This is a genomic window from Planococcus sp. TJ-307, from assembly GCF_058268435.1.
Genome location: NZ_JBZDOJ010000003.1, coordinates 281,402 through 300,497 on the forward strand (window position 1 = coordinate 281,402; position 19,096 = coordinate 300,497).

Here is a 19,096-nt window from a genome sequence, read left to right on the forward strand (position 1 = left end):
CCTTATCACATTAGCTTTTTGGAATAACATTTAAAGCTGGAGAAAACTTAAAAATAGTGTTACCTTCTTCGTCTTTAGTATAAGTGAATAACCTCTCGTCGATAGCACTATGAATTTTTATTGTAACATTCTGGTCTTCACTTTTGTAAATCAAATCTTTAACTTTTAATGGATCAGGAACAAATTCGAAAATGGCATCTGGAAATTTCGCCACTACTTTATTTTTAATAACCCTTATACTTTCTTCTATAGCAAATCCATCTGGTAACAGACCTCTTATTAATAAAGGAAGGTCTTCATCAAGATTAAATCTATCAGCATGAATTAATGTTGTTTTTAATCTCGAACTAAACTCACTAACAATACGAGGGTCTTCAATCCTACCGCAAATTTCAACCTTAATCTCTCTTTCAATAGCAGTTGTTAGGTTACTGCTATTCGCTTTTTCTATTGCTTGCAAAAAATCACGTAGAAAATATTTTGCAGGCTCATCTTGAGTTTGTTGTCTATCTAGAACAAATAGATGTGCTTCGTCAGTAATAAATTGGCTTTGAAATTTGATAAAAGCTGATTTGTGAAGTTTTTCTTTTGTACTTGGTAACATTGAAGGGCGAACAGTTAAAGTTAAATCATCATTCACCTGTATCCCTAAGTTGGGATCCATTTTTAATAGGCCTAAAAATCTTGATTCTTCGTAAGTATAGAGAAATATGAAAATAGAGCCATCGCTACTAGATTTCCCTCGCATTGAATTGGCTAAATGGTCTGTAATAACAATAGATTTTCTTTTAAATAACTCGTCAAAAGAATAATCTTCACGAGGATTGGAGTAAAGATTGCTCATCTCATTAATTGAGGTTTTCACATGGTTTGCTTGACTATCACTAAATTTGCATATTTTAGTATGCCCCTGAAGCCTATTATTTCTAATATGCTCTTTGAAAAATTCCAGTGCGTCATCTCTATGATCCAAACTTTCTAAGTTGATTAAACCTTCGCTATAAATAGGACGATTTCCTTTTAAATTTAAATTATGAACAATCATCTTTTCAATAATTGGCAAAATGTATTCCTCCATTTTTTAATCATTTAAATTCTAGTTATATAGACTATATTCATATTAAGTGAATTCGTAAGTTAAAATAGACTACATTTTATTAAAAATAGGTTTTTGTCATCTGAGATAAGGAAATCGTCTAAAAACAACTTTTCTTTTTCTTATACATGCTGAAAAAGAAGACTAGCGTTTTGCTGCTCAAGTACAATGTTTATAAATTCCGAAGACATTTTTGTTATAGGTATTTCTTGTTGTGCCCTATCTCTTTTTAGATAGTCTATTGCTTTTCTTTGCTTCACTATAATTACATTAACATTATTTCACTATTTTTATTTAAATTCCTCAAATATTTATACAATTTTATCAGTATTATCTTCTCTATTTTGTTTTGCTGGTTCCGAGCTTACACATAACTTTCATCCCCTCATATCCATCCACCTAACTAGAGGTGATTTGCATTAAGAGAATATGTATTGGCACATTAATCATACTTCTTTTCATCGTCAGGGAATTGCGAATGGGGCATTGATTATGTGGACGGACAGAGCGGTGAGATTGAAATGGGCTAGAGGACGATTTGCTGATGGCGAATCGTGGGTTTTCATCTTCAAAACAAAGAAACCTCCAAGCATGAATACTGCTTGGAGGTTTCTCAATTTTCTATTCTATTTTTGTTAGGAATACCAGAATACTAAGGTACAGTTATTTAAAATTTCCAGCTTGTTTTTGTAGTCTTATATTCCACTTGATGAATTACCTTTTCACATAAGAAAGTAAGCCATCGAGAGAATCAACCGTGCGATAAGGTGCATATTCGCCATATACTCTTTTTACTGTGTTTATGTTTTTTCCACCGAGTACCGCCAATTGAAAAGCTGTTCCCTTGTTTTCGCGAATAGCTCGTACCGCTTCTCGATGACTTGTTTTTAGAATAGCTGTTTCTCTTCCACCCATATGGCGAGCAATAAAAAATGTTTCGCCCATTGGAATCACTCCTCTTAAAAACCTTAAAATAGCCCAGTCCTCGTAAAGAACATGAGCTTGATCACTACATATATACCAGTATTTATTGCATCAATACAAATATAAAACAATCGTGTTGCGTCACTGTGTGCTGCTCAATTTCATATACCCTATTGAATAGGGTATAATTAATAAACCATAGATATGCGGATCTTTAGTTGCCTTCTATTTATACGTCTGTTCCCAATCCTACTGCTTCCTTCTGACACAAGAAAGGATGAATAAAAAATGACTGAAGATCAATTCTTTAATGATCTGCAAACAAGTCTGGATCAGGCTATTGACCATGCTAAAGGTAAACCTTCAAAAGCCAGAACCAAAAAAGTCGAAATAAAAGAACTGGCTCTCTTTACTGCTGAAGAAATCAAGTCCCTTCGTCTTCAAATGAACTTGACTCAAAAATCTTTTGCTGCGCTTATGGGTGTATCAATCAAAGCCATCGAATCCTGGGAGCGTGGAACAAACCAGCCAAGTGGTTCTGCACGCCGCCTGTTGGAAATTCTGAAAAACGAACCGCATTTGGCGGAAGAGCAGAAAATTATTTCTCTATGAGCATTGCTGCCTTATATGGGTGTATGAGGTATTTTGTCATCTCGATTATTGCTGTCTTTCTATTAATATGTCTATGATACTGATCATTATTATGTTTAATCCGAATTGACAAAGAACACCGATTATCCAGTAGAGTGCTGGAAATCGGTGTTCTTTGGTTTTTCCTTTGTTAATGCAGTTAGCTATCATTCACCATTGTAAAAAACCTATTCTAGCACTGTAAATTCATGTCTCTTCACTTTAAGGTTTCTTATGATGCAACTCTATCTTCTTCTTTGACTTTGCGTTAAACGAATCAACTTGTTTACTTGCTTCTCCAATAGCTCTACTTTTTTCAACAAAATTTCTTCTTCCTGAAAAGCATCCATTTCTTTTGGCTTCGGAAACAATGAAATAAACCTGGAGAGAGATATTAAAGTCATAAATACTCCGACAATCGCCTGAAAATGCAAAATCAAAATAGCGGTTAGCGACCAGCCTTCAGCCGCGATTGTGCTGGTATAACTGACCATCGTCAACATACTGAAATAAATAACTGAAAATGGATTTAGATTGACAAATTCATTTCCAAAATTAATGTTGAATGCTAAATAGGACACGGCAAACCAAAATATAATTTCAAAGAAATTATGTACCAATGCAATTATCATTCGCCTATGACTATGTATCGAATAGCTGGCTTGATTTTGAAGCGGATGAAATAATAGTACGTTTACTTGATAAACGAATATTTCCAGGACACGAAACAACCCATAAAAAACAAGCACATAGCTATAGATTTTACTTATATCACCATAAGCTAGTATAAAGACCGATACTACGCTAAACACTAAATTAAATAATACCCAAGCGTCTACAAACCAATAACTCCTTCTCAAGCTTGGAAAAATCCAACGAATAAAATGAAAAATAGAAATTTTTTCAATCCATTTAAATATAATTGCCCACATTGACACTAAAAAAGACGTGTTTGAATTCATTGATTCCTCCTGAATAATCGCTCTACTGGCGCGTATTTTGCAGCTAATAAAAAATTAGTAATGACATTTTAAAACCGCTAATAACAATGTTATTTAGCGGTTTTAAATTTTTTATTTGATTTTAGGCGTCTGATCTAAACTACTTAATTATTGATCATTTTACTAAAGCCCTATCGCATCCACGGCATAAGTAGCATCTGCATTACTGTATCCTTCATACTCCAATTGTTCGATCAATCCAAATCTTGAAAAAGAAGTGTACTCGATATAGTCTTGGGCTGCCAAAACGGCTTGTTCACTCCAATCCACCGTTAGTACTCCAACTGCGTTAGTTGCGTCGGCGTTGCTAAAGCCTTCAAATTCCAATTGCTCGACTAAGCCACTCTGTGAAAATGGCGTATAGGAGATATAGTCTTCAGCCGATTTCACTGCTTGTTCGCTCCAATTTACATCGATTTGTTCTACGGCGTATGTTGCATCCGCGTTATCAAAACCTTCGAACTCCAACTGCTCGACAAGGCCGCTTTGCGAAAACGCAGTATACTCGATGTATTCTTCGGCCATTCCTACCGCTTGTTGCTGTGAAGCTGAGCCAGCATTTTCTGCTGCTTGGCGTTCGGCTTCTTCAGCCTCGGCTTTTGCTTGTTCTTCGGCTTTTGCCTCGACTTCTGCTAGTGCCTTCGCTTCTGCTTCAGCTTGTTCTGCGGCTTCTGCTTCGGCTTTCGCTTGTTCTTCTGCTTCAGCCTCTGCTATTGCTTTCGCCTCTTCTTCGGCCTTTGCTTTTTCTTCAGCCTCAGCTGCTTCTTTTTCTGCTGCCTCAGCCTCTGCTTTTTCTTCTGTTTCGGCTTTTTCTGTCTCTGCAGCTTCGACTTCTTCTGCCACTTCAATCACAGGTTCGTCTGTCTCGATAGCCTCTTGCCCACAGCCGCTTAAAAGAACAATTAATCCGGCAGCCGATAGCATCTTTTTACTTTTGCTCATAAGTACACTCCCCTTTCAAATGGTGAAGATTTGATATTGATCTTTCAATAAACTATTTACAGATATTAATAGGACTTTATCTCCTACATTTCCATTTCATTTGTACTATATAATGTTAATATACCACAGCATTTAAGAGGTTTATATAGCATTAGTGTAACTAAATTTCATTCGCTATTTTTTACTAGTTTTGAAAATCTGTATTCTTCTAACGTTTATTTACTCTTAAACACAAAAACGGCCCTGCCCTAAAACAGGCAAGACCGTAATCAACATTTTCATCTACAAAAACAACAACCCAAGCCCAATCACCACACCACTAACAAATAACACAATCAAACAAAAGCCCATAATGTCCTTAGCTTTCAGTCCCGCGATTGCCAGTGCCGGCAATGCCCAGAATGGCTGGATCATGTTCGTCCAGGCGTCTCCCCATGCGACAGCCATCGCGACTTTTGCGGTGTCGCTGCCGAGCATTTCGGCCGCTTCCAGCATGATTGGCCCTTGAACTGCCCACTGCCCGCCGCCTGAAGGGACGAAGAAGTTGACGAGTCCTGCGCTTAAAAAGGCAAACAGCGGGAAGGTATCAGCGGTGGAAACGCTGACGAATGCATCCGAAATGACCGCTGCCAAACCGGAAGCTGTCATCATCCCCATGATGCCTGCATAAAATGGGAACTGGATGATGATGCCGCCCGCTCCTTTGACGGCTTCTTGAACCGCCACCAAGTATCTCCTTGGCGTTCCGTGGAACAGGATCCCAAGGAACAGGAACATAAAGTTTACCAAGTCGAGCGTTAACGCAAAGCCATTTTGAATGAAATAATAAGCGACAAATGCAACACCCAGAATACCGATGATGGCCGACAAGATCCAGCTGTTTTCCAGCCGCTCTGCCGGTGTCATGTCGGATTTCGCCGGTTGCTCTTCGGCTACAGGTTCCACCAACACTTTAGGATCGACGACCACGGTTTCTTCTTTTTTCGGCATCATCAACCGGTTTAATAAAGGAAGAATGATAACTAATGCTGCAATGATGATCAAGTTATAGCTGGCAAAAATCGTTTCTCCGGTTGGAATAATGCCGATTTGGTCCATGAATGGATGGCCATCTGTCGCAATCGACAGCGGAATCGAACCCGAGAACCCGGCATGCCAAATAATAAATCCAGAGTAAGCGCTTGCAATTAACAGCCGGTAATCGACATGGTCCACGCGTTTTGCCAACTCTTTCGCAAATAACGCACCGATGACCAACCCAAATCCCCAGTTGATCCAGCTTGCAGCGAGTGACACCAAGGTTACCCAAATGATCGCGCTGCCCGGCGTCTTCGCAAAGCTTGCCAGTTTGCCGAGTCCCTTTTTGAAAATCGGGCTGCTCGCCAATACAAATCCAGTTACCAGCACAAGCACCATCTGCATGGAGAACGCCAGTAACGCCCAGAAGCCCTCACCCCAGAAGGCGACCATTTCGACAGGCGTCGAACCGGTTAATCCCAAGCCCATACCGAACACTACCAACGTCAAAATAATGACGAATAAAAACGGATCCGGCAAATAGCGTTCCATCAAATTATTGGAAAAACGAATAATTCCTTTCATCCTCTTACACCCCTTTGTTAGCGTTTTCATTACCTTTCTAATGCTACCTTATTTTGCAGCTTGGATGCGTGTTAATTGAAAATTTTTGATTGTTTCTGGGATTTTTATTGTTTGTTGCTGCAACGCATCCAAGGATACGGAACAGAAAAAGCCTTCGAAAAATGATTCGAAGACTTTGGTCCATTCACGTAGTATTTTTGTTTTTTCTTAGAAGGCTCAACACCAAGGCGATGACCAGCAAAAGAGCTCCGACAAAGACCAGCAAGATCATAAGAAAGGCTAAAAAGTAGGCAAATCCTTCTTCTTGCCCAATCAGCACCGTAAAGCCCGGAACACCGCCGAATGCAATAAACACCAAAGGTAGAACGACCAGCAAAAGTCCGGTTACTGCCAGTTTCATGGGTTGTTTCATCCTATCTCTCCTCCTTTTTTTAGTCGTTGTTATGTATGTTTATCTTGCTGCCTGCTGCTTCTCCATCCAGTTACAATCAACTTAATCGCTAGAACGGTGAGAGTGGCGATTAAAACGAGCCAGAGAATGTATTCTCCATACCCCATATTGCTGTTTTGGTAAAATGCGTTTCCCAACAGTGCCGCCAAAAAGCGAGGAAAACACTCAAAAACGGATCTGCTTTCTTCGTTAGTATCGGTCCTTTCAACCAAGTCGCCAGTCTATTCTTTTTGTTTTCCATAGAGTGTCCCTTTCTTCAGCTTTTTTCTTTTGTCCAGGGCCGGAAAAATAAATGCATACAGCAAAAATCCGGCAATGGCTTGGCCAAACACCAGGTTCCATACCGGTGCGCCATCCAGTATAGACGTCACCACAAACCCGATAACCCCAAAGAGCAAGGTTCCTAAAATTGTGTTTTTCACGCGTGTGCTCATCCAATCCCACTTTCGATTATCTGTTTAAAACCTCTCTTTCCACTCATACCCTTCTCCTTCAACTGGAAACTAATTGTTAAAAATTGATTCTTTGTAGTTTGCCTGATTGAAAGCATGCTCTAATCAATAAAAAAAAGATCAGACAGAAAATCCGTCCGACCTTTCATCATTTATTGAGGTATCTTAGGATCAACTGTTGTCTTTACCGCAATTTGGTTGATGTACTCTTCCAAAGCTTTGGCTTCTAGTGGCTTGCTGTAGTAATACCCTTGGATGTTAAAGCAGCCTTTGGCCATCAAATAATCCAGCTGCTCTTTTGTCTCGACGCCTTCCGCAATGATCTTCAAGCCCAAATTTTGTGCCAGGGTGATGATCGTGTTCGTAATGGCTGCGTTGTGGGGGTCTGTTAAAATATCAAACACAAAAGAGCGATCGATTTTCAAGGTATCTATCGGGAAGTTTTTCAAATAGCCCAGCGATGAATAGCCTGTACCGAAGTCGTCCAATGCGATTTTAACGCCGAGCGTTTTGATTTCTTTCATTTTTCTTAACGTTACTTGTGTATTTTTGAAAATTTGATTTTCTGTCAGTTCGATGTGCAAAAACTCCGGAGCAACCCCCGTTTCGGTGAGGATGCTGTCAATCATCGAGACCAAGTCCTCTTCTTCAAATTGCCTGCCGGAGAAGTTCACGGACACCGTCATGTGGGAATTTCCCTTAGCATGCCAGAGTTGAAGTTGTTTACAGGCATTCAACAGCACCCATCTTCCAATCGGTACAATCAACCCGGTTTCTTCCGCCGCCGGAATAAAGTCAATTGGAGAGACCATGCCTCTCGTTGGGTGATTCCACCGAAGCAAGGCTTCTGCTCCAGTAATTGCGTTGGTTCTACTATCGATTTGCGGCTGGTAGTGAATCAACAGTTCTTCGTTTTCTAGAGCTTTGTACAATTGATTTTCCAAGAAAATGTTCTCCAGATTCCGTTCGCTCATTTCACTTTGGAAGAAGTGATAATGTGTGCCGGACTTTTCTTTTGATTTGTACATGGCGGCATCTGCATTTTTGATCAACTCTTCAGCTGTGTCTCCATCTTTTGGAAACACACTGATGCCGATGCTGGTTTTAATGTGAACTTCATTTCCTTTTAGCGAAAACGGGTGCGTGAATGATTCCACCAGTTTATTTACCAGGCTCAAGACTTCGTTGTTCTCCATGAATCCTGGCAAGATGATGGTGAATTCATCGCCTCCTTGCCGTGACACAAATGCATTGTCCGGTACATTGGCGCGCAGCCGATCAGCGACATCTTTCAATAGAATGTCTCCATAGCTATGGCCCAAACTGTCATTGATCAGTTTGAAGCGATCTAAATCCAGATATAACACCGCCACTTTTTGTCCTAAAACGGTCGCATTCCCGATTTCTTTTTTCAAAAAATCATTCAGCAAGACCCGGTTTGGCAAATCAGTGAGGTTGTCATAATAGGCTAAGTGACTGATTCTGTTTTCCAGCTGCTTTCTCATCGTGATGTCTCTGAATGTAACTACGTGGCCAATAACCTGGCCGTTTTCTTTAATAGAAGAAACTACATGTTCAACAGAAAATGGCTGGCCATCTTTCTTATAAAACTTTAGTTCTTCTTCCAAAGGAAAAGAAGTACTTGGAAAATCTTCGGATTTGTTCAAAAGGATCCCATAGGACTGCCCGATCAGTTCAGTTTTGCTGTAGCCTAAGGTGCAATGTGCAGCCCGGTTGCAAAACGTGATCTTTCCAGCTAAATCCAGACCGAAAATACCTTCTTCCACCGAGTTCAAAATCAGCACCTTTTCTCGTCCCATATTCTCGAGCTCTGTAACTGCATTTTTTAGTTCATTGTTCTTTAAGAGAATTTCGGAGGTTCGTTCTTCGATCAAGGCTTCCTGTTTCTCCATATACAACAGATTGGAGAGAGTTGAAGCAGTAGCGTCTGCTATGGATTGAGCCAGTTCGATGTCTGATTCGTAAAAGACGTCTTTATTTTTATTGAAACTTACCAGAACCAAGGCACCCAAGACTTCACGCATCGTTACAAAAGGAAGCATCAGCATCGATTCAATCCCAAATGATTGGCAAACTTCCTGATTGACCCGTGAGTCTTTTGTGACGTCTGCAATGTGCACGGGTTTTTTCGTACGGACCACTGCAGCAAATACGGGATCATTGGAAAGATCAAACTGCAATTCAGTATGCTTTTCCAACCATGCTTCTTTTTCCCACTCACTCTTCGCACTTAAACTGGTCGGTTTGATTTTTGCGCCCGCTACAGGGTCCAATAAATGGACGCCGATATTATCATTTTTCAGGACTTTCCCAATATAGTGGAAACATTTGTCCATAACAGTCGCTACCGAAGAGCTCATTGACAAATCCCACGTTAAATCCAAAAGCAATTGTTTTTCGGCAAGTATGCTTTCTTGGTCCTTAAAATTGTTGGCGTTGCGAATTGCTACTGCCGCCATGCTGACGTAAGCTTCGACAGCTTGTATTTCATCGTCTGTCAGATCCATCGGAATTCCGTAGTCAAACAAAAAAACAAGCCCAAACAGTTCCCCTTCATATGAAATGGGCATTGCCAATAAAGATTTGATCCCGAACCCTGCAACGGCTCTTGGATCTGGACGATCGTCGTTTGACGTATCCGGTATATAAATGGTTTGTTGAGTCTCAATAACTTCCTTCGCCAATAAATCAAACTCTGTATCCACCACATGCATGTCGAGGGTCATGCCATTGATCACTTCCGGTTTTCCTACATATCCGCGGAACGTTCCGTCTTCCTGCGGCAAGTAAATGCCGACAGAATCGCATCGTACCACTTCTTCGGATATGGCCGTTATTACATGTTCCAGCAAAGGACGCAATTCAAACTTGGTATTGATCAGTTTAGTTATATGTGCCAACCGGGAATACTTGGTTTGTTGATTCTCCATAAACAGAGCCCTCCATTCTATTTCCTGTCGATACAGCAGATTATCACCAAAAGACATTAAACTACTTCAGGTCAATTAGGTATTTTAGATTGTAAAATAATTACTTTTAATAATTCTATTGTACCTCATAAATTGTATAATTAAATAGTCGTTTGTGTCTAACAGAAAATATATAAATATTAAGAACGCCGATGAGACAGCCTGTCAAAATGACATGCAGCAGCTAATGCTTACTATTAATTCCAACATATGAGAAACTATTGGAAGAAACAATAAGGAGGAATTTTTTTATGGCAGATTTAAACGCAATGATGGCATGGACGTTCACCCAGGAAATCGATGTACCTGCATCGGTCAACGATTTGTTGATTGCTGGGGAAGTGGCACAAATAGCTTACAAAACGGTACGAGACACAGCTGTTGTGACGAACAAGCGCATCATTATTTCTGACAAACAAGGATTGACCGGAAAGAAAGTAGAGGTTTACACAATTCCATTCAAATCGATCACCATGTACTCTTCGGAAAATGCCGGAACCTTCGATTTGAACACAGAGCTGGAGCTTTGGACAACAGCCGGCAAGTTTAAATTAAATTTGGCTAAAAAAGTGGATATCCGCAAACTTGATAAGGTTATTGCGGAGGCAATTCTATAAGCTCGATTACCAGTCCTTCGATCACTATCGAAGGACTTTTTTACTTTATCTCCTCTTCCTTTATTTGGTTATAGCATTTACAATTTAAGTAAAGGGGTGAATTGCATGGCGATTAAGTTTAGAAAAAGTTTCAAAGTGGCTCCGGGTATGCGCATTAACGTTTCCAGCAGAGGGATTGGTGCAAGCGTTGGTGTGAAGGGGCTCCGGTATTCGGTAAATTCGCGTGGGCAACGCCGAACAACTGCGAGCATTCCTGGCACAGGGATATCGACAACAAGATCTAGTTCAAGCAGAACCTACAAAAGTGCCGCTCAACAAAACAGACAGGCTCTTGCCAGGCAGCAGAAAGAAATTGCCAAGCAAGAAGAAATTGAAAGAGCCAAATACGATGTACAGGTTTATGAAAACAAAATTGAGTTGATTCATTCGATCCATAAAGAATGTGACGATTATTTTGACTGGTTTGACATCAGCCGTTCCAAGCATTCTCATCATACAAAAGACATTGGGTATCATGAGTTGGAAGCCCAAGAAAAATTAACTTCTTTCAAGCCATCTATGGTGTAGAAAATGCTGAAAACAGCAGATAAAGAAGAAGAGAAATTGCGTCAGGAAGTCTCAGTGGCGAGAGAAAAAGACGCGGAAGAAGCGAAAGAACTCATTCGGACAACACGCTTGGCCAACCGCATTCTGCAGCAGGACACGGATGCTTATCTGCAGGTGATTGAAGACCTTTCGCCGCTGGATGATTTGCTGGAATTCGGAAGCGGATTTGATTTTATTATTGAAGATCCTAAAACTCTTGAAGTTGAGTTTAATGTCCATTCCAAAAACGTGGTCCCTTCAGAACAAAAATCTCTCACGAAAACCGGCAAGCTCACAGTAAAAGAAATGCCGAAAACGAAGTACTACGACATCACCCAGGACTACGTCTGCAGTTGCGCAATCCGCATTGCCCGGGATATGTTCGCCATCCTGCCTTTTGATACGGTCGTTGTCCACGCGATGGACGAAATTTTGGACACGTCAACCGGTAGAACCGAAGTACTGCCAATTCATTCTGTTCGTTTTGATAAAGCCACATTGAACTCTCTGCACTTCGAAACTATCGATTGTTCAGACTCTATGGTCAATTTTCCACACAATATGAAATTCAGGAAGACACAGGGGTTTTCTCCCGTCGAGAAAGTTCAGCTGCCTCAAACCTAAAAAGAGACTCGCTTCATTAATAAAAAAAGATTGGACAGGTAGCTGTGTCCAATCTTTTTTTTGCTTCTACTAAATCCCCTCGACCTATTCTTGAATTTCCAAAACTTCAATCAAATCGATGACTTTTTCTTCTTCTCCTGGATCGATCTCTACAAGCTCTGTATTTTCTATGATGTCATTATAAAACTCCTGGCCAGCTGGATATTGGCCATCCCAACGCAATGGTACATTGTAAATATTGATGTTACCATCTCCATTGCTGCTGTAGGTTACAGACCCGTCCACTAAGCGTGATCCTGCCAATTGAATGACCGGTTCAAGATACGCGGCGCTTGTGTCATCGTCCGGATTGAGCGGTGTGCCTGCAGGGATAGATTGGACATATAAGCTGTCTATTTCTTGATTCGGCCCAAGCTGCAGCCATACTCTGGCGTACTCGATTTGCTCGCTAGAATACTGAGACAAGGCATCTGCCGAATCGGTTCTTTCTGCTGGTGCGATTTCTTCCGGTTCTCCTCTGGCTTTTGAAGCGTCCATAATTGGCGCATCCTCTTCACCGCAGCCAGCCAACAACAAAGCCCCACTCATATAAAAGGCCTTTCCGAAGTTCCTCATCTGTTTCAACTCTCCTCTCCTTTAATCCGAATAACTAAGTTACGTGTACATTCTACAGAGATAGCTCGTTTTCCTGCCCTCAATCATTCCAACTAAACAACAGAAAAAGCCCACCTGAACGGCATCTCCATTGTCAGATCAATCGCTGACAACTTCTGTGCAGTCCACATGGGCCAATATTTATTGAATTGATTTTACACTTTTGCCAAAATCAACACGCCTTTTTCTTTCAATACCAGATTTCCGCTCACGTGTGCGTCTGTCAGCACTTCTTTATACTGGCTGTCCTGCAGCTCGATCGTGACTTCATCGTTGTTGTGGTTCAACACGAACAAGAAGGTTTGGCCGTCTTTTACGCGCTCGGTTGTTTCGACGCCTGCCGGTACGTCAAGCAATGGCTCGACCCCTGCTTCTTCACAGACGGTTTCCAGGAAGTCGACAAGGAAGTCCGCGTCCGGGCTTGAAGCCACGTACCACGCTTTTCCCTTTCCGAATTTGTTGACGGTCAGGACCGGCATGCCTTTGTAAAAGTCAGAACCGTATTCTGCAACGGCTTCTGCACCTTCTGTATGGATCAAGTCAAACAACAAATTGCATGAATACTTGCCGCTCAAACTTCCGCGGGATCCTTTGATGACGATTTGGTTGGTTTCGTCCGGATGCAGCGCATCAATTTCTTCTGCCCAAATGCCAAGGACATTGCGCAGTTCACCCGGATAGCCGCCGAGTGTGACGATGTCGGTTTCATTGACGATGCCACTGAAGAATGTAGTCAGGAAGGTACCGCCGTTTTCGACGAACTTCTCGACTTTCGCTGCGTAGCCTTCTTTGACCATGTACAAGACCGGTGCAATGACGACGTCGTATTTGCTCAAGTCTTCTTCGACGCCGATCATGTCGACTTGGACATTCAATTTGTACAGCGCGTCGTAGTATTTATGGACTTCGCTGACATAGTCGAGCGACACGGAAGGTCCGCTTGACAGTTCCGTCGCCCAGCGGTTTTCCCAGTCAAAGACGATGGCCACTTTGGCGTTGACCCGTGCATCGAGCAAAGTATCCGATAATCCATTCAGTTCTTTTCCTAATTGGGCAACTTCGTTAAAGACGCGCGTGTGTTCATGTCCGACGTGTTCAATGACCGCTCCGTGGTATTTCTCGCAAGCCCCGACTGAACGGCGCATCTGGAAATACAAAATCGTATCTGCCCCGCGGCCGATTGCCTGGTAGCTCCATAAGCGCATAACGCCGGGACGCTTCAAGGAGTTATACGGCTGCCAGTTTTGCTGGCTCGGCGTTTGCTCCATCAGCATGAACGGCTGCCCGCCTTTTAATCCGCGCATTAAATCGTGCGTCATCGCGGTGTAGCTGAATGGCGTATCAATCGCCGGGTAGTTGTCCCAAGATACCACGTCCATTTCTTTTGCCCATTTGAAGTAGTCCAGCATCGGGTATGTACCCATCAAGTTAGTGGTGATTGGGATATTGCTTGGCACGTGCTTGCGGATGGCGTTGTATTCCAACTTGTAGCAATCCAGCAAACTATCCGACTGGAAACGGCGGTAATCGAGTGAAATCCCTTGGAAGTCTGAGACATTGTCTTCGCGTTCTTCGCTCAGCATATTCGGTGCCACGATTTCGTCCCATTCGTAGAATGTGTGTCCCCAGAACCCGGTGTTCCATGCTTTGTTAAGTTTTTCAAGCGTTCCGTATTTGTCGCTCAACCAGCCGCGGAAAGCATCCTGGCAGTTGTCGCAATAGCAATAGCCACCATATTCGTTGGATACGTGCCAAATCAAAACAGCCGGATGGTCTTTGTAGCGCTCTGCTAGTTTCTCAGCAATTTTCTCGGAATACTTGCGGTAAGTTGGGCTGTTCGGGCATGAGTTGTGACGGCTGCCGAATTTGCGTTTGCGGCCGTAAAAATCAACGCGCAATACGTCCGGGTATTTTTTCGCCATCCATGCTGGATGTGCCGCTGTACTTGTTGCCAGGCATGTGTAAATGCCGTTTTCGTACAAGCGGTTAATTTTTTCATCAAGCCAGTCAAAATTGTACATGTCTTCGTTCGGCTGGTTGAGTGCCCACGAAAAGACATTTAATGTGGCCACATCAATGCCAGCCAGTTTGAACATGCGGACATCTTCGTCCCAAATTTCTTTCGAATCCCATTGTTCCGGGTTATAGTCCCCGCCGTGCCAAATCTTCGGTAATTTATCGTTAATCATTTTTTCCATCCTCTCTCTTTTAAACTTTGGTCAGCTCAGCTTTGGCTGATCCAGCAATTGGATTTGATCGGTAGTGGTGTGCTCCAACTCCAACACAACGATTTTATTGTTTTCTTTTTTCAATAGCGGGCCTGGCAAATACAGCCGCTGCTGCGGGCCTGCAGAGTTCCAGTAGCGTCCCAAGTTAAAGCCGTTAACGAAGACATTGCCTTTCGTGAACCCGTGCGTGTCTACATACGTATCCAAGCCTTCTTCTGCATCGAACGAGCCGCGGAAGAATTTTGGAAAGCGCTGTTCCTGGCTCAATTCGTACGCTTCCGGTAAACGGTCCAGTTCGACTTTGAACATGTCCCAATGGAAGAAATACTGTTCGCCGAGCCACAGGTTTTTGATCAAGCCTTTCGGATCGGTCAAATGCTCGCCGTAATTGGCGCGCCCCATGTTTTCAACCAGAATTTCCAGTGTGTTGACGGCATCTGGAAAATTCAATGTCACCATTTTTTCCAGATCGTTGATATAGACAGTGGTGATAAACTGGCCGTTGACGTAAATCAACCCGCGGTCACGAATATTGCTAGAATTGAACTTCAGTTCGCCTTGGCGATTGACCGTCGTGCGGTACAGCGTGTAGCCGTAAGCCTGATCGATGTCTTCCATCGCCAGCGGCACAATGTGCTCGACTTTGCCGCTGATGTCTTCGAGGACATCGAACAAACTGACCGATTCGCTGAGGGTAACACTTCCATATGTTTTCGCCGATGGAACTTCTGTGAAATCCGCCGGTACGCTTCTGTACTCACTTAAAACTTTTTTGACGGCCTTGTATTTCTCTGTAATCGTTCCGCCCTCTGTCAGCAAGCTGTCGTAATCATAGCTGGTGATCGTCGGGTAGTAGATATCGTAATGATTGGCCCCGTTCATAAAGCCGAAGTTCGTGCCGCCGTGGAACATGTAGAAATTGACGGAAATGTTTTTCTCCATAATTTCCTTAAAGACCGCAGCGACATCGTCTCCGCTCCGAACGGTATGTTCCCCAGTCCAATAATCAAACCAGCCGATCCAGAACTCGGCCACCATTTTCGGCGAGCCCGGTTTGAATGCATCGAGCGCTTCAAACGACTCGTTGACCCGTGAACCAAAGTTCAAAGTCGTCGTAACGTCTGGCAGAGAGCCTTGCGTAATAAAGTCCGGTCCATCTGAGGTGAACAGGAAGGTATCGAGGTCGTGTTTTTTGTATTGCTCTTTATAAAAATCGAGGTACGCCAAATCATTGCCGTACGCACCGTATTCATTTTCGATTTGCATCGCAATGACCGGTCCGCCGTTTTGATACAAGTGTTTTTTAAACTTTGGCAGCAATTCCGCAAAATAAGCTTCCACATTTTTCAGGAAACACGGATGGCTACTTCGCATGACCAAGCTTTTGTGTTTCAACAGCCAAGACGGCAAGCCACCCATTTCCCATTCTGCGCAAATATACGGCGCCGGACGCAAAATCACGTACAATCCCACAGTGTGGGCGAGCTCGATAAAGCGTTCGATGTCCGCCATTCCCGAAAAATTAAACTCGCCTTTTTTCGGTTCGTGGAAGTTCCACGGAATATAGGTTTCGACCGTATTGAGCCCCAAAGCCTTCAACTTCAGCAAGCGGTCTTCCCATTGTTCCGGCACTGTGCGGAAGTAATGCATCCCACCCGACAAGATCTGGAAAGGCTCGCCTTCAAAATAAAACGATTCGTTTTTAGCAGTCAGCACGTCGACGCCTCCTATGTATGTTGGAGTGATGGTTTTGATTTGTCGATATAAGTAAAGTCACTTTTTTATAGCCGTTATCCAGCACCGGCGCGTCTACGGGCTAAGCGAAGCAAGAAGGCAGGTGCTTTTCCTGGCTTCTTGCGGGAGCTGTGCCCAAAGTGTCCGGTGCGATCGTAGAGCTCAACATCATTTACACTTTCGTTAATTTAAAGACAACCGAAGAAAAATCAGCTGGATGTTCATTCCTGCGGTAACGGTTTAGCTGCAAGCCTGCGCCCATCAGTTCGTCTCCGTAAAACGTGTCGCCAATTCCATCGATGGCGTATTCAAATTCCGGGTTCAGCCCTTGGAAGAACACACGCGTGAGTCCCGGATTGGGCTGGGCCAATACTTGGTAATAGCCAAGGATTGCTTCGGTTTGATCGTTGGAAACCACAGTCCAGCTGGTAACGTTGCCGTCTTCCGCAAATGGGCTCTTGATTCGGTAAAACTGCCCTTGCTGGATCAGCGAACGGTTTTCTTTGTAAAAAGCGATTTGTTGTTTCACTGTTTCTTTTTCTTCATCTGCCATCTTCGTTACATCCAGCTCGTAGCCAAATGCGCCAAAGTAAGCAACATTTGCCCGTGTGTCGAGGCTCGTGATGCGTCCGACTTGGTGATTCGGCACGGCAGATACGTGTGCGCCCATCGAGCTGATTGGGTAAACCAGCGAGGTGCCGTACTGGATTTTCAAGCGTTCAACCGCATCGGTATCGTCGCTCGTCCACCCTTGCGGCGCATAATGCAGCATGCCGGGATCAAAGCGGCTGCCGCCTCCAGCACAGGATTCAAACAAGATATGTGGAAACTCGCTCGTCAACCGTTCGTACAAGGAATATACACCCAATATGTACCGGTGGACCACTTCGCGCTGGCGGTTAGCCGGCAGCTCCAAAGAGCCAATCTCCGTCATATAGCGATTCATGTCCCATTTCACATACGAAATTGGTGCGTCCTGCAACACTTTCGCCACTAAGCCGTGAATAAAATCCACCACTTCCTGCCGGGAGAAATCCAGAACATACTGGTTTCGGCCATGCGACATGTTGCGGTTTGGCACGTGAATCACCCAATCCGGATGGGTTTTATACAAGTCGCTTGCTTTTGATACCATTTCCGGCTCAAACCACAAGCCAAATTCCATGCCCAGGCCGGTAATGTTTTTGGCCAATTGAGCCAGGCCGTTTGGCAATTTGCGCTTGTCTTCAAACCAATCGCCTAACGAAGACGTATCTGCATCCCGCTTGCCAAACCAGCCATCGTCCAAAACAAAAAGCTCGACACCCAATTCTTTGGAGGACTTCGCAAGGTCAAAAATTTTCGTTTCATCAAAATCAAAATACGTCGCTTCCCAATTGTTGATCAATACCGGCCGTTCACGGTCGCGCCATTGTCCGCGCGCTAGCCGCGTCCGGTAAAGCTTGTGGAAAGTCTGGCTCATCCCATTCAAGCCTTCCGCCGAATACACCATCACCACTTCCGGCGTCTGGAAACTCTCGCCGCTTTGTAGGAGCCAATTAAAATCAAATGGGTTGATGCCGATCATCAAGCGCGTTACATCGTAATGATCCACTTCCACTTGCGCCAGGAAATTGCCGCTGTAGACCAAGCTTACGCCGTACACTTCGCCTTGGTCTTCCGTTGTAGCAGGACGTTTCAGTGCCAGAAATGGATTGTGCTGCGCACTGCTCGTTCCTCTTGTGCTGGCAATACTTTGAGTGCCTGGCACCAGTTTGCGATTTTTCATATGCCGCTCTCTTGCCCACGAACCCGACAGCTGAACCATCTCAAAATCCGAATCCGGCAAATCGATGCTTGCACTCATCACTCTCGTCAAATTGACATCGGCCTGTCCCCGGTTCATAAACTGAGCTGACCGGGCAATTGCATTTAAGTCTTCAAACACCGTATACGAAAGTTGGACTTCCACGTCGATTTCCTGGTCGTATAAAGAAATCTCCAATGTTGTTGCCTCGTCATCATTTTCCACATACGTCGCAGGCAAACCTTCCAGCTTCTTTTTGCCTTGAAAAATCTCATGGCTTTGGTAGACAAAATGTGTAATGCGGCTGCCATTTTCCTGCAGCACTTGATAAGCCGGTTCACGGAAATCCGTTGCGCCATACGCCGGGTACTCCTGCTTGATCAAATCCAGTGAAAACACAAGATCCCCTTCATTGACACACGCTGTGTTTGGCGCCTCTTCCACATGGAACAAGCGCTCAAACGACTCCCGGTGGCGCAGCTTCTTGCCGTAATAAAGATGGCCCAACTGCCCATTTTCCAAAATGTTGAGAATATAACTTACTTTTTCGGTTTGCAGATGAAACTCACGTGTGGATTCGTTATATAAAATCGGCACAATTTACCTCCTATATAAGTTGGACTCATAATCTTGCATTGCCGATATTCCGCAAAACAGCTGCGCTTTCCTGAGGGCTCTCGCCGAACTAACTTGGGCTGGGCCCAAGTGGATTTCGACACTTCGCTTAGCCGTGGGAGTCTCCGCTGTTTTGCTTCATATCCAAATTTAGAAGACTAAAAA

General features: G+C 43.5%; 16 protein-coding genes. 4 read left to right on the plus strand and 12 right to left on the minus strand.

Going from position 1 to position 19,096, the window contains the following annotated elements:
* Nucleotides 1-10: 10 nt before the first annotated feature.
* On the minus strand, nt 11-1,063 hold the full coding sequence (locus AC4EHK_RS12960) for a nucleoid-associated protein (protein ID WP_308786696.1): 1,053 nt from the start codon (nt 1,061-1,063) through the stop codon (nt 11-13).
* A gap of 747 nt (nt 1,064-1,810) precedes the next feature.
* Nucleotides 1,811-2,041, minus strand: coding sequence for a hypothetical protein (locus AC4EHK_RS12965; RefSeq protein WP_490979204.1), 231 nt, complete (start codon nt 2,039-2,041; stop codon nt 1,811-1,813).
* A gap of 267 nt (nt 2,042-2,308) precedes the next feature.
* Between AC4EHK_RS12965 and nadS the strand changes: the two genes are divergently transcribed.
* Entirely contained in the window at nt 2,309-2,632 is a 324-nt protein-coding gene (nadS, locus tag AC4EHK_RS12970; protein ID WP_308786694.1) for a NadS family protein, read from the plus strand.
* A 263-nt stretch (nt 2,633-2,895) separates the two neighbouring features.
* Here nadS and AC4EHK_RS12975 read toward each other — a convergent pair whose 3' ends face one another.
* From AC4EHK_RS12975 to AC4EHK_RS13000, 6 genes are all read right to left on the minus strand, one after another.
* Nucleotides 2,896-3,612 (minus strand): hypothetical protein, encoded by a 717-nt coding sequence (locus tag AC4EHK_RS12975; RefSeq protein ID WP_490979205.1) that lies wholly within the window; start codon nt 3,610-3,612, stop codon nt 2,896-2,898.
* Nucleotides 3,613-3,774: 162 nt separating this feature from the next.
* Nucleotides 3,775-4,593 carry an Ltp family lipoprotein gene (locus AC4EHK_RS12980; RefSeq protein WP_490979206.1) on the minus strand — a complete coding sequence of 273 codons (819 nt, stop codon included), beginning with the start codon at nt 4,591-4,593 and terminating at the stop codon, nt 3,775-3,777.
* 282 nt (nt 4,594-4,875) lie between these two features.
* Nucleotides 4,876-6,195, minus strand: coding sequence for a short-chain fatty acid transporter (locus AC4EHK_RS12985; protein WP_490979207.1), 1,320 nt, complete (start codon nt 6,193-6,195; stop codon nt 4,876-4,878).
* 184 nt (nt 6,196-6,379) lie between these two features.
* Nucleotides 6,380-6,607 (minus strand): hypothetical protein, encoded by a 228-nt coding sequence (locus AC4EHK_RS12990; protein ID WP_490979208.1) that lies wholly within the window; start codon nt 6,605-6,607, stop codon nt 6,380-6,382.
* A 260-nt stretch (nt 6,608-6,867) separates the two neighbouring features.
* Complete coding sequence (locus AC4EHK_RS12995; protein ID WP_490979209.1) at nt 6,868-7,080, minus strand: hypothetical protein; 213 nt, start codon at nt 7,078-7,080, stop codon at nt 6,868-6,870.
* Between the two features lie 170 nt (nt 7,081-7,250).
* The gene (locus tag AC4EHK_RS13000) at nt 7,251-10,049 is read right to left on the minus strand and encodes an EAL domain-containing protein (RefSeq protein ID WP_490979210.1); all 2,799 of its coding nucleotides are present in this window, start codon (nt 10,047-10,049) and stop codon (nt 7,251-7,253) included.
* Between the two features lie 290 nt (nt 10,050-10,339).
* Here AC4EHK_RS13000 and AC4EHK_RS13005 point away from each other — a divergent pair, with 290 nt between their 5' ends.
* The 3 genes from AC4EHK_RS13005 to AC4EHK_RS13015 all read left to right on the plus strand — a co-directional run bounded on the left by AC4EHK_RS13005 (nt 10,340) and on the right by AC4EHK_RS13015 (nt 11,914).
* Complete coding sequence (locus AC4EHK_RS13005) at nt 10,340-10,705, plus strand: PH domain-containing protein (RefSeq protein WP_490979211.1); 366 nt, start codon at nt 10,340-10,342, stop codon at nt 10,703-10,705.
* Between the two features lie 105 nt (nt 10,706-10,810).
* A complete protein-coding gene (locus AC4EHK_RS13010; protein WP_490979212.1) occupies nt 10,811-11,272 on the plus strand; it encodes a DUF4236 domain-containing protein in 462 nt (153 codons plus the stop codon).
* 3 nt (nt 11,273-11,275) lie between these two features.
* Nucleotides 11,276-11,914, plus strand: a complete 639-nt coding sequence (locus AC4EHK_RS13015) for a hypothetical protein (protein WP_490979213.1) — start codon at nt 11,276-11,278, stop codon at nt 11,912-11,914.
* A gap of 84 nt (nt 11,915-11,998) precedes the next feature.
* On the opposite strand, the gene AC4EHK_RS13020 is transcribed toward AC4EHK_RS13015, so the two are convergent.
* From AC4EHK_RS13020 to AC4EHK_RS13035, 4 genes are all read right to left on the minus strand, one after another.
* The gene (locus AC4EHK_RS13020; RefSeq protein WP_490979214.1) at nt 11,999-12,529 is read right to left on the minus strand and encodes a YdeJ family lipoprotein; all 531 of its coding nucleotides are present in this window, start codon (nt 12,527-12,529) and stop codon (nt 11,999-12,001) included.
* A gap of 194 nt (nt 12,530-12,723) precedes the next feature.
* The gene (locus AC4EHK_RS13025) at nt 12,724-14,757 is read right to left on the minus strand and encodes a beta-galactosidase (RefSeq protein WP_490979215.1); all 2,034 of its coding nucleotides are present in this window, start codon (nt 14,755-14,757) and stop codon (nt 12,724-12,726) included.
* Nucleotides 14,758-14,787: 30 nt separating this feature from the next.
* Nucleotides 14,788-16,512: a glycoside hydrolase family 35 protein gene (locus AC4EHK_RS13030; RefSeq protein ID WP_490979216.1), complete on the minus strand. Its 1,725-nt coding sequence runs from the start codon at nt 16,510-16,512 to the stop codon at nt 14,788-14,790.
* 190 nt (nt 16,513-16,702) lie between these two features.
* Entirely contained in the window at nt 16,703-18,913 is a 2,211-nt protein-coding gene (locus AC4EHK_RS13035) for an alpha-galactosidase (protein ID WP_490979217.1), read from the minus strand.
* Between the last annotated feature and the right edge of the window lie 183 nt (nt 18,914-19,096).

Bases quoted from the DNA above. Each gene is read 5' to 3' on its own strand.
- AC4EHK_RS12965 (WP_490979204.1), bottom strand. From the start codon at position 2,041: ATGGGCGAAACATTTTTTATTGCTCGCCATATGGGTGGAAGAGAAACA.
- nadS (WP_308786694.1), top strand. From the start codon at position 2,309: ATGACTGAAGATCAATTCTTTAATGATCTGCAAACAAGTCTGGATCAG.
- AC4EHK_RS12975 (WP_490979205.1), bottom strand. From the start codon at position 3,612: ATGAATTCAAACACGTCTTTTTTAGTGTCAATGTGGGCAATTATATTT.
- AC4EHK_RS12980 (WP_490979206.1), bottom strand. From the start codon at position 4,593: ATGAGCAAAAGTAAAAAGATGCTATCGGCTGCCGGATTAATTGTTCTT.
- AC4EHK_RS12985 (WP_490979207.1), bottom strand. From the start codon at position 6,195: ATGAAAGGAATTATTCGTTTTTCCAATAATTTGATGGAACGCTATTTG.
- AC4EHK_RS12990 (WP_490979208.1), bottom strand. From the start codon at position 6,607: ATGAAACAACCCATGAAACTGGCAGTAACCGGACTTTTGCTGGTCGTT.
- AC4EHK_RS12995 (WP_490979209.1), bottom strand. From the start codon at position 7,080: ATGAGCACACGCGTGAAAAACACAATTTTAGGAACCTTGCTCTTTGGG.
- AC4EHK_RS13000 (WP_490979210.1), bottom strand. From the start codon at position 10,049: ATGGAGAATCAACAAACCAAGTATTCCCGGTTGGCACATATAACTAAA.
- AC4EHK_RS13005 (WP_490979211.1), top strand. From the start codon at position 10,340: ATGGCAGATTTAAACGCAATGATGGCATGGACGTTCACCCAGGAAATC.
- AC4EHK_RS13010 (WP_490979212.1), top strand. From the start codon at position 10,811: ATGGCGATTAAGTTTAGAAAAAGTTTCAAAGTGGCTCCGGGTATGCGC.
- AC4EHK_RS13015 (WP_490979213.1), top strand. From the start codon at position 11,276: ATGCTGAAAACAGCAGATAAAGAAGAAGAGAAATTGCGTCAGGAAGTC.
- AC4EHK_RS13020 (WP_490979214.1), bottom strand. From the start codon at position 12,529: ATGAGGAACTTCGGAAAGGCCTTTTATATGAGTGGGGCTTTGTTGTTG.
- AC4EHK_RS13025 (WP_490979215.1), bottom strand. From the start codon at position 14,757: ATGATTAACGATAAATTACCGAAGATTTGGCACGGCGGGGACTATAAC.